This window comes from Pseudomonas sp. HLG18, from assembly GCF_051903985.1.
Taxonomy (GTDB): Bacteria; Pseudomonadota; Gammaproteobacteria; order Pseudomonadales; family Pseudomonadaceae; genus Aquipseudomonas; species Aquipseudomonas fluorescens_BT.
The window spans coordinates 5093048-5105862 of record NZ_CP195831.1 but is presented as its reverse complement, the minus strand read 5'-3'; the positions used below and the strand labels follow the sequence as shown (position 1 = coordinate 5105862).

General features: G+C 59.3%; 14 protein-coding genes. 5 read left to right on the top strand and 9 right to left on the bottom strand.

The window, feature by feature from the left end; genetic code table 11:
* The first annotated feature begins 171 nt into the window (after positions 1 to 171).
* Positions 172 to 1359 (top strand): C17 cyclopropane fatty acid synthase CfaB, encoded by a 1188-nt coding sequence (gene cfaB, locus ACSPX5_RS23585; protein WP_439820359.1) that lies wholly within the window; start codon positions 172 to 174, stop codon positions 1357 to 1359.
* 1 nt (position 1360) lies between these two features.
* Here the strand turns inward: cfaB and cls are convergent, their stop codons facing one another.
* Positions 1361 to 2800, bottom strand: coding sequence for a cardiolipin synthase (gene cls, locus ACSPX5_RS23580; protein ID WP_439820358.1), 1440 nt, complete (start codon positions 2798 to 2800; stop codon positions 1361 to 1363).
* A 146-nt stretch (positions 2801 to 2946) separates the two neighbouring features.
* On the opposite strand from cls, the gene ACSPX5_RS23575 reads away from it, so the two are divergent.
* Positions 2947 to 3465, top strand: coding sequence for a DUF3617 domain-containing protein (locus ACSPX5_RS23575; protein ID WP_439820357.1), 519 nt, complete (start codon positions 2947 to 2949; stop codon positions 3463 to 3465).
* A 38-nt stretch (positions 3466 to 3503) separates the two neighbouring features.
* On the opposite strand, the gene ACSPX5_RS23570 is transcribed toward ACSPX5_RS23575, so the two are convergent.
* Genes ACSPX5_RS23570 through folE2 form a run of 6 tightly spaced genes read right to left on the bottom strand, consistent with a single transcriptional unit; the run spans position 3504 to position 8716 of the window.
* Entirely contained in the window at positions 3504 to 4841 is a 1338-nt protein-coding gene (locus tag ACSPX5_RS23570) for a dihydroorotase (RefSeq protein ID WP_439820356.1), read from the bottom strand.
* Between the two features lie 3 nt (positions 4842 to 4844).
* Positions 4845 to 5405 carry a gamma carbonic anhydrase family protein gene (locus ACSPX5_RS23565; RefSeq protein WP_085731299.1) on the bottom strand — a complete coding sequence of 187 codons (561 nt, stop codon included), beginning with the start codon at positions 5403 to 5405 and terminating at the stop codon, positions 4845 to 4847.
* Positions 5402 to 6277, bottom strand: a complete 876-nt coding sequence (locus tag ACSPX5_RS23560; RefSeq protein WP_439820355.1) for a metal ABC transporter substrate-binding protein — start codon at positions 6275 to 6277, stop codon at positions 5402 to 5404. Before ACSPX5_RS23560 ends, ACSPX5_RS23565 begins: the two co-directional genes overlap by 4 nt.
* A gap of 11 nt (positions 6278 to 6288) precedes the next feature.
* Positions 6289 to 7155 (bottom strand): metal ABC transporter permease, encoded by an 867-nt coding sequence (locus ACSPX5_RS23555; protein ID WP_439820354.1) that lies wholly within the window; start codon positions 7153 to 7155, stop codon positions 6289 to 6291.
* Positions 7155 to 7823: a metal ABC transporter ATP-binding protein gene (locus tag ACSPX5_RS23550; protein WP_439820353.1), complete on the bottom strand. Its 669-nt coding sequence runs from the start codon at positions 7821 to 7823 to the stop codon at positions 7155 to 7157. Before ACSPX5_RS23550 ends, ACSPX5_RS23555 begins: the two co-directional genes overlap by 1 nt.
* The gene (gene folE2, locus ACSPX5_RS23545; RefSeq protein ID WP_439820352.1) at positions 7820 to 8716 is read right to left on the bottom strand and encodes a GTP cyclohydrolase FolE2; all 897 of its coding nucleotides are present in this window, start codon (positions 8714 to 8716) and stop codon (positions 7820 to 7822) included. Before folE2 ends, ACSPX5_RS23550 begins: the two co-directional genes overlap by 4 nt.
* A gap of 84 nt (positions 8717 to 8800) precedes the next feature.
* On the opposite strand from folE2, the gene ACSPX5_RS23540 reads away from it, so the two are divergent.
* A complete protein-coding gene (locus ACSPX5_RS23540; protein ID WP_169432535.1) occupies positions 8801 to 10000 on the top strand; it encodes an N-acetylmuramoyl-L-alanine amidase in 1200 nt (399 codons plus the stop codon).
* Here the strand turns inward: ACSPX5_RS23540 and ACSPX5_RS23535 are convergent.
* The gene (locus ACSPX5_RS23535) at positions 9997 to 10371 is read right to left on the bottom strand and encodes a glutamine synthetase (protein WP_439820351.1); all 375 of its coding nucleotides are present in this window, start codon (positions 10369 to 10371) and stop codon (positions 9997 to 9999) included. The genes ACSPX5_RS23540 and ACSPX5_RS23535 overlap by 4 nt on opposite strands.
* A 218-nt stretch (positions 10372 to 10589) precedes the next feature.
* On the opposite strand from ACSPX5_RS23535, the gene zigA reads away from it, so the two are divergent.
* Together zigA and ACSPX5_RS23525 are read left to right on the top strand one after the other, a co-directional pair.
* Positions 10590 to 11795 (top strand): zinc metallochaperone GTPase ZigA, encoded by a 1206-nt coding sequence (zigA, locus tag ACSPX5_RS23530; RefSeq protein ID WP_439822051.1) that lies wholly within the window; start codon positions 10590 to 10592, stop codon positions 11793 to 11795.
* Entirely contained in the window at positions 11795 to 12445 is a 651-nt protein-coding gene (locus ACSPX5_RS23525) for a DUF1826 domain-containing protein (protein ID WP_207865375.1), read from the top strand. The genes zigA and ACSPX5_RS23525 overlap by 1 nt, the downstream gene beginning before the upstream one ends.
* Before the next feature lie 4 nt (positions 12446 to 12449).
* On the opposite strand, the gene ACSPX5_RS23520 is transcribed toward ACSPX5_RS23525, so the two are convergent.
* A complete protein-coding gene (locus ACSPX5_RS23520) occupies positions 12450 to 12806 on the bottom strand; it encodes an NADH:ubiquinone oxidoreductase (RefSeq protein ID WP_207865376.1) in 357 nt (118 codons plus the stop codon).
* Positions 12807 to 12815 lie beyond the last annotated feature (9 nt).

The window sequence follows — 12815 nt, the reverse complement described above, 5'->3', positions numbered from 1 at the left end:
TTCGAACTGTGCGCCTCTCTTGCAGTCATTTGAGAAGGCGCACTGAAGCAGGGAGATCAGTGACGTTAAAGCCATTTCGGCTCATAGGCGGCGACTATTGAATCGATAGCCTGCTAATTTTCAAGGATGGTCTACCCTCAGATCAGACGTCTGAAACCAGGGGGATATTCCATGCTCGCGCAACTTCCACCGGCCTTACAGAATCTGCAGCTTCCGCTTCGCCTGCGACTCTGGGACGGCCATGAATTCAATCTGGGCCCGATGCCCAGCGTCACCATCGTGGTCAAGGACCCGTTGATGGTGTCCCAGTTGACCCATCCAAGTCTCGACGCGCTGGGGGCGGCGTTCGTTGAGGGCAAACTCGAACTCGAGGGCTCGATCAGCGAGGTCATCCGGGTGTGCGATGAGCTGAGCTCCGCGCTGCTTGATGAGGACGAAGACAGTCAGCCAGTGCGCACGCTCCACGACAAGGAAACCGACGCCAAGGCCATCTCTTATCACTACGACCTGTCTAACGCGTTCTACCAGCTATGGCTGGACAGCGACATGGCGTACTCCTGCGCCTATTTCGAAACTGGCAGCGAATCCCTCGAACAGGCCCAGCAGGCCAAATTCCGGCATCTGTGTCGCAAGCTGCGTTTGCAACCGGGCGACTACCTGCTGGATGTCGGCTGCGGCTGGGGCGGCCTGGCGCGTTACGCCGCCCGTGAGTTCGGTGCCAAAGTTTTTGGTATCACCCTGAGCAAGGAGCAGTTGGCCCTTGCTCGGGAGCGCGTCAAAGCCGAAGGCCTGGAAGACCAGATCGAACTGCAACTGCTCGATTACCGCGATCTGCCGCAGGACGGTCGGTTCGACAAAGTGGTCAGCGTCGGCATGTTCGAACACGTGGGTCACGCCAACCTGGCCGAGTACTGCAAGACACTGTTCGGCGCGGTAAAGGAGGGCGGTCTGGTGATGAACCACGGCATCACCGCCAAGCACACCGATGGCCGTCCGGTGGGACGCGGTGCCGGGGACTTCATCGAGAAATACGTGTTCCCCAACGGCGAGCTGCCGCACCTGGCGATGATCTCGGCCCAGATCAGCGAGGCCGGTCTGGAGATCGTCGATGTCGAGAGTCTGCGTCTGCATTACGCGCGCACCCTGGACCACTGGAGCGAACGTCTGGAGGACAATCTCGAAGCCGCCGCGAAGCTGGTACCAGATCAGGCTTTGCGTATCTGGCGTCTGTACCTGGCCGGATGCGCCTACGCGTTTGCCCGGGGCTGGATCAATCTGCACCAGATCCTCGCGGTGAAGGCCCACGCCGATGGCAGCCATGAACTGCCGTGGACCCGCGACGACATCTACAACCCTTGAGCTAGAGAATCGGTGAAATCAGCCGGGCGATCCGCATGCCGAGTTGTTGCAGGCGGTGGATTTCCCGGCCTTCTTCCTTGGCGATTTCACAGGCTTGGGCGAAGTCTTCGTTGAGCATCTGTTCCACGTGGCCGGCAAATTCGCTGTCGACCGTCAGCAACATCACCTCGAAATTCAACCGGAAAGAACGGTTGTCCAGATTGGCGCTGCCGATGGCGCTGATTTCGTTGTCGACCAACACCACTTTCTGATGCAGGAAACCCGGTTCGTAGCGGAACACCCGCACCCCGGCGCGCACCGCTTCGAACGCATAAAGGCTCGATGCGGCGTAGACGATGCGGTGATCAGGACGCGACGGCAGCAGCAACCGCACATCGACACCGCGCAGGACGGCGAGGCGCAGTGCAGCGAAAACGGCTTCGTCGGGGATGAAGTAAGGGCTGGTAATCCACACGCGTTCAGTCGCGGCATGGATGGCTTCGACGAAAAACAGTGAGCAGGTTTCGTAGGCATCCGCCGGGCCGCTGGCGAGCAACTGGCAGAGCACGCCGTCTTCCGGGTAAACCTCCGGCAGGATCAGCGGGGGCAGTGTACGGGCAGCCCAGAACCAGTCTTCGGCAAATGACTCCTGCATGCAGGCGACCACCGGCCCGCGCACCTGAACGTGGGTGTCGCGCCATGGCGCCAGAGGTGGTTTTTCGCCCATGTATTCGTCGCCGACGTTGTGCCCGCCAACGAAGCCGGTCATTCCGTCGACCACGACAATCTTGCGATGGTTGCGAAAATTCACCTGGAAGCGATTGAGCCAGCCGCTGCGGGTGGCGAATGCCTTCACCTCGACCCCGCCATCGCGAAGTGCCTGCACGTAGCTGTGGGGCAGGGCATGGCTGCCAATGCGGTCGTACAGCAGATGAATCGCGACCCCTTCGGCGGCTTTCTTCAGCAGCAGTTCGTGCAGGCGCTGGCCGAGGCGATCGTCGTGGATGATGAAAAACTGAATCAGCACAGCTTCCCGTGCCTGGCTGATTGCGTGGAAAATCGCTTCGAAGGTGGCGGTGCCGTTGATCAGCAATTGCACTTCATTGTTGGCCAGACACGGCATGCGGCCGAGCTTCGGCATCGCCCGCAATGAGTCGTAGGCATTGGAGGCGCGAGCGGTCAGGGCTTCTTCTACCCAGGGCCGCCAGTTCAGTTCGGAAACGGCCTGGCGCATTTGTTCGTTGGCCTGACGTCGGGCCTTGATATAACCGTCGAAGGTGCTTCGACCGAACACCAGATAGGGGATGAGGGTGAGATAGGGAATGAAGATCAGCGACAGCGCCCAGGCGATCGCGCCTTGCGCCGTGCGGACGGTCAGCACCGCATGGATGGCGGCAATTGTGCCCAGGCTATGTATCAGCGCGATCAGATAACCGAAGATATGCGGTCCAAAATAATCCATGGGGCAACCTTGCTCCTGAAGATTCAATGCTTAACAGACCATGTTCCTTTGCGGTTGTCGCTATTTTCTTTTTAGCCATGAAAGCAGGCCATGAACCGAAACAAGCGGCCGGCGTCTAACGGCCACTACTGATCAGGAGTTTTGCAATGAACGTTCGTCTGCTGGGGTTGGCGCTGGGTCTGGGGTTGGCCTTGCCGTTGGTGGCTCAGGCGCAAATGCTGCAGTCGGGGTTGTGGGAAATGACATCGAGCAATGTGAAGGTCGATGATCAGGCCATGGACGTGCAATCGATCCTCGGCCAGATTCAGGGCCAGATCACCCCGCAACAACGGGCGCAGCTGGAGAAGCAAGGCATCAACATCGGTGGCAAGGGTATTCGTGCCTGCCTGACGCCGCAGCAAGTGGCGACCAATGATATTCCCTTGGCTGACCCGCAGTCGGGGTGCAAACAGCAGATCACCGAGCGCAACGGTAACCAGTGGAAATTCCGTTTCAGTTGCCCGCGAGCGTCTGGCAACGGTGTGGCTACGTTCGTCAGCGACCGTGAGTTCACCACCATTGCCAACGGCACGTTCAATGCCATCGGGATCAACCAGAAGGGCAGTCTGGAAACCCGTGCCGTGTGGCTGGGTCAGGACTGCGGCACCGTCAAACCAAGAGCCTGAACATCGAACCGCCCCCACAATATTGTGGGGGCTTTTTTTTAGCGCATGAATCGCAGCGGTAATCCCTGGCATCCGTCATGCAGCCGGTTGTCGTGCCACGCAACCTGTCCCGACACCAGCGTCGTACTCACGCGGTGGCGAAAGCTGCGACGGGCAAATGGCGTCCACCCGCACTGCGACAGAATCGGTTGTCGTGATACCGCGACACCCTCGGGCTCCGGCTGAATCAATACCAGATCCGCCCAATAACCCTCCCTCAAATAGCCGCGATCCGGAATGGCAAACAGATCCGCCACCCGGTGACTGGTCTTCGCCACCAGCGTGGTGATCGGCAGCACGCCATCTGCCACCAGCTCCAACAACGCCGGCAACGCATGTTGCACCAGTGGCAGACCAGACGGTGCCTGGGCATATGACAGCTGTTTCTCCACCCAGGTATGCGGGGCGTGATCGCTGCCGATCACGTCCAGTCGATTGCTCGACAAGGCCAGACGCAGGGCATCGCGATCAGCCTGGCTTTTGATCGCGGGGTTGCATTTGATCTGGTTGCCGAGGTCCGGGTAGTCGCGGTCATCGAACAGCAGGTGATGCAGGCAGACTTCCGCCGTGATGCGTTTGTGTGCCAGAGGTTTGTTTTCGAACAGCTCCAGCTCCCGGGCGGTGGTCAGGTGCAGCACGTGCAGGCGAGTACCATGGCGTTTGGCGAGTTCCACCGCCAGTGAAGAAGAACGATAGCAAGCCTCGGCATTTCGGATCAGCGCATGGGCGTCGGGAGGGAGATGTTCACCGAACTGCTCGCGCAATCTGGCGGTGTTGGCCTCGATGCTCGGCGTGTGTTCGCAATGGGCCAGCAGGATCGTCGGCACCTCGGCGAACAATCGCTCCAGTGTTTTGGGGTCATCAACCAGCAGGTTGCCGGTCGACGCCCCCATGAACACTTTGACCCCGGCCACTTCACTTGGATTGAGCGCCGCGACAGTGTCCAGGTTGTCGTGACTGACGCCGAAGTGAAAGCCGTAGTTGGCCACCGAGTTGATCGCTGCCCGACGTTTTTTGTCGGCCAGCGCTTCGAGGGTGAGGGTGGCCGGGTTGGTGTTGGGCATGTCCATGAAACTGGTGATGCCACCGGCCACGGCTGCGCGGGATTCGGTGTAGATGCTGCCTTTTGCTGGCGAGCCCGGCTCACGGAAATGTACCTGGTCGTCGATCATTCCAGGCAGCAGCCATTGGCCGTTGGCGTCGATTTCCAGTGTGGCGTTTTCTCCGAAGATGCTGCGGCCGATCTTGACGATGCGACCGTGGCTGACCAGCAGATCGGCGTAGAACTCATGCCCGTCATCAACCAGGCGCGCATTGCGAATCAGCACACTGTTCATGGTTCAGAACTCGTTCTGCAGGGCCTTGTAGCCGCGCACCAGATCGACGTTGGTGCGTGCCACGTCTTCGGAAAACTCCGAAGCGCTGACGCTCACCGGCGGGAATTGCGAGAGGTCGGTGCCGGGGCCGATGCGGGTGGTGGAGGGCACGTAGAAGGCATCCGGCAGATCCCGGCCATCGACCACCGAGTTGTGTCGCACCACGCAACCATTGCCCACCACACAATTGAACAGCACGCTGTTGAAGCCGATGAACACTCGGTCGCCGACCTTGCACGGGCCATGCACGATCGAGCGGTGGGCGATGGAGCTGAACTCGCCGATGGTCACCGCCGCGCCGGACTTGGAGTGAATCACCACACCATCCTGGATGTTCGAGTTGGCGCCGATGGTGATCGGCTCCATCTCGCCCGAGGCGTCCACTTCATCAGCACGAATGACCGCGTAGGGGCCGACGAATACGTTTTCGCCGATCACCACTTTGCCGCAGATGATTGCGGTTTTATCGACGTAGGCAGACTCGGCAATTTGCGGCAGATCGCCGGAAGGGTTTTTGCGGATCATGGTTGGCTCAGGGCGTCGTAAAGAGTGTTGAGGTTGTATTCGAACAGGCCGGTGAACGTGCTGGCCGGACCCGAAGCGGCGAGGGCGTCGGAGTACAGCGTGCCACCGATGTGCGCGCCGCTTTCGTCGGCAATCTGTTTGAGCAGGCGTGCGTCCTTGATGTTTTCCATGAACACAGCTTTGACCTTGTCCTGACGGATCTGGGTGATCAGCGCGGCGACCTCGGCGGCAGAAGGTTCACGCTCGGTGGACAGGCCTTGCGGTGCCATGAAGTCGATTCCGTAGGCTTGCCCCAGATAACCGAAGGCATCGTGGCTGGTGACGATCTTGCGATTGCCCGGCGGCAGTGAACCAAGCTTGGCCTTGGCTTCGGCGAGGAGGGCATGGATCTGTTGCAGGTAGGCCTTGCTGTTGCGTTGGTAGTCGGCCTTGTTCGCCGGGTCGGCGGCGATCAGTGCCTTGGTGATGTTGGCGACATACAACTCGGTGTTGGCCAGGTTGTGCCAGGCGTGAGGGTCGGGAACGGTTTCGCCGTCCTCATCCAGCGAGCGGGGAATCACTCCATGGCTGGCGCTGATGACTGTGGCTTTGGTGTCGGTGCTAGTCACCAGTCGGTCCAGCCATGGCTCGAAACCCAGTCCGTTCTTGACGATCAGTTTCGCTTTCAGAAGTGCCTTGGCATCGTCCGGCGTCGGTTCGTAGGTGTGGGCATCGGCGTCTGGCCCGACCATGTTGGTGATCTGGATATGCTCGCCGCCGACCTGATGCACCATGTCGGCAAGGATGCTGAAACTGGTGACCACCGGCAGTTTTTCCGCCGCCGACAATGACATCGACAGCATCAGGCTGAACAACACAAGTAGAGCGCGCATCGGGAAACACCTCATTGGGATGTGAGCAAGGGCGGGCGGCGCAGCAGGCCGTGAACCGGCCCGAGTACCACGGACAACAGGTAACCGATGCCTGCGACCAGCACGATGGCTGGACCGCTGGGCAGCGAGTAGTAGAACGACAGCAACAGGCCGAGCCACACCGACAGGCAACCGATGACTGCGGCGATGGCGATCAGGATTGGCAGACGCCGGCTCCAGAAGCGTGAAGCGGCGGCGGGCAGCATCATCAGTCCGACCACCATCAGCGCGCCGATGGCCTGGAAGCCGATGACCAAGTTGAGCACCACCAGCGTCAGGAACACGCCGTGGGCGATCGGACCGAGTCGGCTGACGGTGCGCAGAAACAGTGGATCGAGGGTGTCGAGCAGAAGCGGGCGGTAGATCAGCGCCATGGCAATCAGGCTCAGCAGCGAAACGCCCAACATTCCGTTCAGGGTGGGACCGTCGACCGCCAGTGCCGAACCGAACAGCAAGTGCAGCAGGTCGAGCCGTTTGCCGGCGATGCCCAGAATCAGCACGCCGCTGGCCAGAGAGATCGGGTAGATCGCCGCGAGGCTGGCGTCTTCGCGCAGGCCGGTACGACGAGTGATCCATGCGGCGAGTCCGGCCATGCTCAGACCGGCGCCGAGGCCACCCAGGGTCAGCGCGGGGAGACTCAGGCCGGCAAACCAGAAGCCCAGCGCCGCACCGGGAAGGATGCCGTGGGCGACGGCGTCGCCGATCAGGCTCATGCGCCGCAGGATCAGGAACACGCCTAATGGAGCGGTGCTGCACGCCAGCAGCAAACCGCCGAGCAGTGCCCGGCGCATGAACACGAACTCGAGAAATGGTTGCCAGAAATGAGTGGCGCTGAGCATCAGGCGACCTGCACGTTGGGTGTTTGCTGAATCAGTTCGACACTGGGGCCGAACACGCAGCCGCTGTTTTTGATCAGCAGGGTTTGTGGAATGTGTTGGCGGACAGCAGCGAGGTCGTGGCCCACCATGACCAGCGTCCGGCCTTGCGCATGCCAGGTGTGGAGGTGTTGCCAGAGCAATGCCTGACCGAACTCATCCAGTGCAGCATGGGGCTCGTCTAGCAGGAGCACCGGCGTGTCGGTCAGGCTCAAGCGAGCGAGCAGGGCACGTTGCAGTTCACCGCCGGAGAGTGCCATCAACGGGCGCTGTTCAAGGCCGCTCAAGTGCCAATCTTCAATTGCCTGGGTGAGGCGTTGCGCTCGTAATTGCGTTGACAGTCGACGTCCCCAGAAACCGGCGGCAACCAGTTCCTGAAGGCTGATCGGGAACTGTCGATCCAGGTGCTGCTGTTGGGGGAGGAAAGACAAACCGCTTTGGCGAGGAACACCCAATGCGACGGCGCCGGCCAAAGGCCTTTGGAGTCCGGCGATGACTTTTAGCAGGCTGCTTTTACCGCTGCCGTTGACGCCGATGATGGCGGTCATGCTGCCGCTCTCCAGTTGAAGGCTCAGCGGCGGCGTGAGCGGTTGGCCGGGGGCACCCCAACTCAGAGACTGCAGGCGGATCATGCGGTCTCCCGTCGCCAGTGACTTTCAGCGACTGCATCGTGGGCGTGGAGGCTTTCGGCATGGATCACGCGCAGGTGGAACTCGCGGATGCCGGGTGAACGACGCAACGCCAGATTCAGGCGGCGAGCGGCGTCTTCGCAGAACATCAGGTTCTGGCCGTTGGCGAGGGCGAAGGCTTGTTCGTCGGCGCGTTTCACGGCAGTTTGCACCGCGGTGCCCAGGGCAGCTTCGGCGTCGTTGATTGCCGAGGTCAGTGGTAAACCATCAACAAATTCATCCACGTGCAGATGCAGTTGTGCGGTGCTGCGTTGGCTGTGTGGGGTTGCGACGATCCCCTGAGTCGAGCCCAGCCAGGCCAGGACTTCGGCATGTTGCAACGGCTTGTTGGCGAAATCGTCGACGAATTGCTGCTGGATCAATTGCCTCGCCAGAGCGGCTGAGCAGGGGCATGTCGAGGAATAGGCCACCTCGATTTTCAGTTCCACGTGGAACACTGTGTTTTTCAGCGTGGCTGCAATAGTCACCGGATAAGTTTTCCATCCTGCCAATGGGCTGACCAATGCGGGCCTTCTGAGCAACAAATCGGTATGGATATCCAAATAGGCGCTGTTGGCCAGGCCTTCATGGCTGTCGAGAAAACGCTGCAAAACCTGGTGTAGAAGTGCGGGGGTGAGATTTTTTTGTTCCAGCCTTTCCAGCGCCAAATACAACCGTGACATGTGAATGCCACGGGCTTCGCCGTCATCGAGGCTGACACCTGCATCGGCTTTTGCTGCCAGGCGTTGGCCTTCGATAAAGACAGGTAGAGCGATGCCACGCATTCCCACCCAATCAAGCGGCAAGGCTTGTCGGGCGGCTTGCGCGGCGATATCCGGCAGCGTCAGCGCATTCATGTTCAGTACCATCGTGTTGATTGAATTTGATGTTACATTATAACAATTCAAATCACGATGCCTTTTTCATGAACGGGCTTTCATATGCACAGACGCCATTTGCTTAACCTGATGTTGGCCAGCGCTGCGTTGGCTTTTCCATTCAGTGTCAGCGCCACACAAATTCGCAATGCACGCCTCTGGCGTTCGGATGACAAGCTTCGGCTGGTCTTTGATTTGAGCGGGCCGGTCAGCTACAAAACGTTCACGCTGAGTGCGCCGGATCGCCTGATCATTGATCTGAGTGGTGCCAGCCTGAGTGGTGATTTCAGTCAATTGGCGCTCAGCGAAACGGTTATTCGCAGCATCCGATCGGGGCATTTTGGTAAGGGCGATACCCGAATCGTTCTGGATTTGAGTGGTCCGGTTCAGCTCAATACCTTCCTGCTGGCGCCTCAGGATGGTCAGGGGCATCGCCTGGTTCTGGATCTTTTGAGCGCTTCAAAAGTCGCAGCCCCGAGCGTTCCACGTGAAACACCGGGAAAAACCAATCATCCAAAACGAGACATTATTGTCGTGGTCGACCCTGGTCATGGCGGCAAAGATCCCGGTGCAGTCGGTGCAAAAGGCGAGCGTGAGAAAGACGTCGTGCTTTCGATTTCCCAGCTGCTCGCGCGTCGCTTGAAGCGGGAGAAGGGCTTCGATGTAAAGCTTGTGCGCAATGACGATTTCTTCGTGCCGCTGCGCAAGCGGGTTGATATTGCCCGCCAGCACAAGGCCGACATGTTCATTTCTGTGCACGCGGATGCCGCGCCGCGCCTCACGGCTTCGGGGGCGTCTGTGTATTGCTTGTCTGAAGGTGGCGCGACTTCAGCCACTGCGCGCTTCATGGCTCAACGGGAAAACGGTGCGGATCTGCTCGGTGCAACCAGCCTGCTGAATCTCAAGGACAAGGATCCGATGCTCGCCGGAGTCATCCTCGATATGTCGATGAACGCCACGATTGCCGCCAGTTTGCAATTAGGCAGCACGGTACTGGGTAGCCTGGCGGGTATCACCACCCTGCATCAAAAACGTGTGGAACAGGCGGGATTTGCGGTGTTGAAGTCGCCCGATGTGCCATCGATTCTCGTGGAAACCGGGTTTATCTCCAACGCGCGGGACAGTCAGCGACTGGTCACGGCACGCCATCAGCAAGCGGTTGCTGACGGTCTTTTCGAGGGATTACAGCGCTATTTCCAGAAAAACCCGCCGGCTGACAGCTACATCGCTTGGCAGCAGGAGCAGCAACAAGTGCGTGTCTAGCAGCCCGTGAGTCGGCTGCAGGTGAACTTTCCGTTACTTCCGCCGGAGCTGGAGAAGCGGTTGATTGTTGTCCAGCCCACCCGGCGGTTGTAACCGACCCAGGCCTCGCCGTCGGAAGCAACCCCCGTGAAGAACGTCAACTGCCCGTAAATGCTGTTGGTTTGCGCCCAATATCGTTGGCCGATCTTCTCGAAACCCCGTAGGTAAATCGTCTTGCCGGCGGTGTTGACGCTATAGGCATTGCCATTGGCATCGACGCACGCCAGCAGGTTGGCGCTGCGCGTGCAGGTAGCGAGTCCCGGAACTTGTCCCCATGCATCGAGGGTCAGCAAGGCGAGACCAAAGAGTGAGCATTTCAGCGCAGTTTTCATGAGGCGACCCGACGGGGAAGAGCTAGCAGCTTCCAGTCCTTTGCCATTCTCGGCAAGAAGAATGTGGATTGCTGTTGTTGTTATACTATAACATTAAAATCACTTCGGCTTTCCACGGGTTTGCCTTACCTATGCCCGCGTCACTCGCTAAAGCCGAAGAACGCACGCCGCCAAGAGCATTTCCAGTGTTGCAGCCGCCGCCTGATGAGGTTTATCCAATGTCTAATCCGCTTCCCGTGACCGTTTTGTCCGGCTTTCTCGGCGCCGGAAAAAGTACACTTTTGAATTACGTACTACGTAACAGAGAGGATCTGCGCGTGGCTGTCATAGTCAACGATATGAGCGAAATCAATATCGATGGCAGCGAAGTCCAGCGTGATGTCGACCTGAACCGCGCAGAAGAAAAGCTCGTGGAGATGAGCAACGGTTGTATCTGCTGTACGTTACGCGAAGACTTGCTGGAAGAAGTCGCCAAACTGGCCCGGGAAGGCCGCTTTGATTATCTGCTTATAGAATCCACCGGTATTTCCGAACCCCTGCCGATTGCCGAGACCTTCACCTTCCGCGACGAACAGGGCCAGAGCCTCGCGGACATCGCTCGCCTCGACACCATGGTCACTGTAGTCGACGGCCTGAATTTCCTGCCTGATTTCCAGGCCGCCGAGAGCCTGGCTTCCCGTGGCGAAATCCTCGGTGAAGAAGATGAGCGTTCGATCACCGATCTGTTGATCGAACAGATCGAGTTCGCCGACGTTCTGTTGATCAGCAAGATCGATCTGATCAGCAGCAGTGAGCGGGAAGAGCTGATGGCGATCCTCAAGCGGCTGAACGCTAACGCTGAGATCATCCCGATGGTGATGGGCGACGTGCCGCTGGAGAAGATCCTCAACACTCACCGGTTCGATTTCGACAGGGCTGCAACGGCCCCGGGCTGGCTTCAGGAGTTGCGTGGCGAGCATGTGCCGGAAATAGATGAATACGGTATCGCCTCCACGGCCTACCGCGCGCGTCGCCCCTTTCATCCTCAGCGCTTTTTCGACTTCATCAATCAGACTTGGGTGAACGGCAAGCTGCTGCGATCAAAAGGGTTCTTCTGGCTCGCGAGCAAACCCACGGATGCCGGCAGTTGGTCTCAGGCGGGAGGCTTGATGCGCCACGGTTTCGCCGGGCGCTGGTGGCGTTTCGTGCCAAAGAATCAATGGCCACAGGATCAGGAAAGCACCGCTGCGATCATGGAAAACTGGACCGCGAGCGTAGGAGACTGCCGCCAGGAGTTGGTGTTTATCGGCCAAAACATCGATTTCGCACAACTCAAGTCAGCTCTGGACGACTGTCTGCTGACCGATGCGGAGATGGCGCTCGGTGTCGAAGGCTGGCGATTGCTGGCCGATCCGTTCGGCCCCTGGCATGACGAGGCCGCATGATGTTTGCCCTCAAACCGCTGCAAAACGTGACGCGTGATCAAGTCCTTGGCCCAACCCCGCAAGCGCTGGCGAGCATTCTTGAAGATGAAATCAACCTCGCCATCTGGCAGCGGCAGCTACCGCTACATGTCGCCGATTTTGCGAAATTATTGCTGTCACTCAATGAGCCCTACGCCGAAGCGTTGTGCCTGGAGCTACATGACGAGGACGTCGATCCAGACCTGACCGGGCTGGCCAGCGAATTCCGGGATCTGGAAGGCTACGAAGGTTTTATCGCCGACCTGAAATGGCTGGTCGGCGCCTTCGCCTGCCTGCTCGGCGCGCGGCGGATCGGCTTGCGGTTGCGTGTACTGGACAAGGCGATGTGCCCGCGATTTCACGTCGATCATGTGCCCGTGCGATTGATCACCACCTACGCCGGCGTCGGCAGCGAGTGGTTGAAGGAAGGGGAAATGGATCGCCAGCAACTGGGAAAACCACTGGCCGAGCCGCAGGAAAAATCGCGGATTCAGCAACTGGCCAGCGGCGAAGTGGCGTTGCTCAAAGGGGAGAAGTGGCACGGTAACGAAGGTTTCGGATTGATCCATCGCTCACCGCAACCGGCGCCGGGTGAACGGCGTCTGATGTTGACCCTCGACTGGCTGGGCTGACACCTCAAGGCTTGAGCCAGTTGCCCTGGCTCTGGCTTTCGCAGTACGGCTTCAAATAGGCCGAATCAGTGGCCACGCCGTAATAGTGGATATCCTGGCGATAAGGCATATTGGCGACTTGCGCGTTGCTGCACACGCCAAACGCCCCGGCAGGACATTGATCGACGTATTGCACGTCGACCTTTTGCCCCGCCAGCGTGGGTTGGCAGAAGCCGTCATTGAACAGTTTCTCCGGGATGTTGCGGTTCTGCTGGCAGACCTTCACGTCGAGGCGTTCTGCCTGGCTGTGCACCACACAGGCCTGGGCCAGCGCTTCGCCCGACACCAACGCCAACAGCAACGACCATCCCATCCACCGCATTCCCGACCT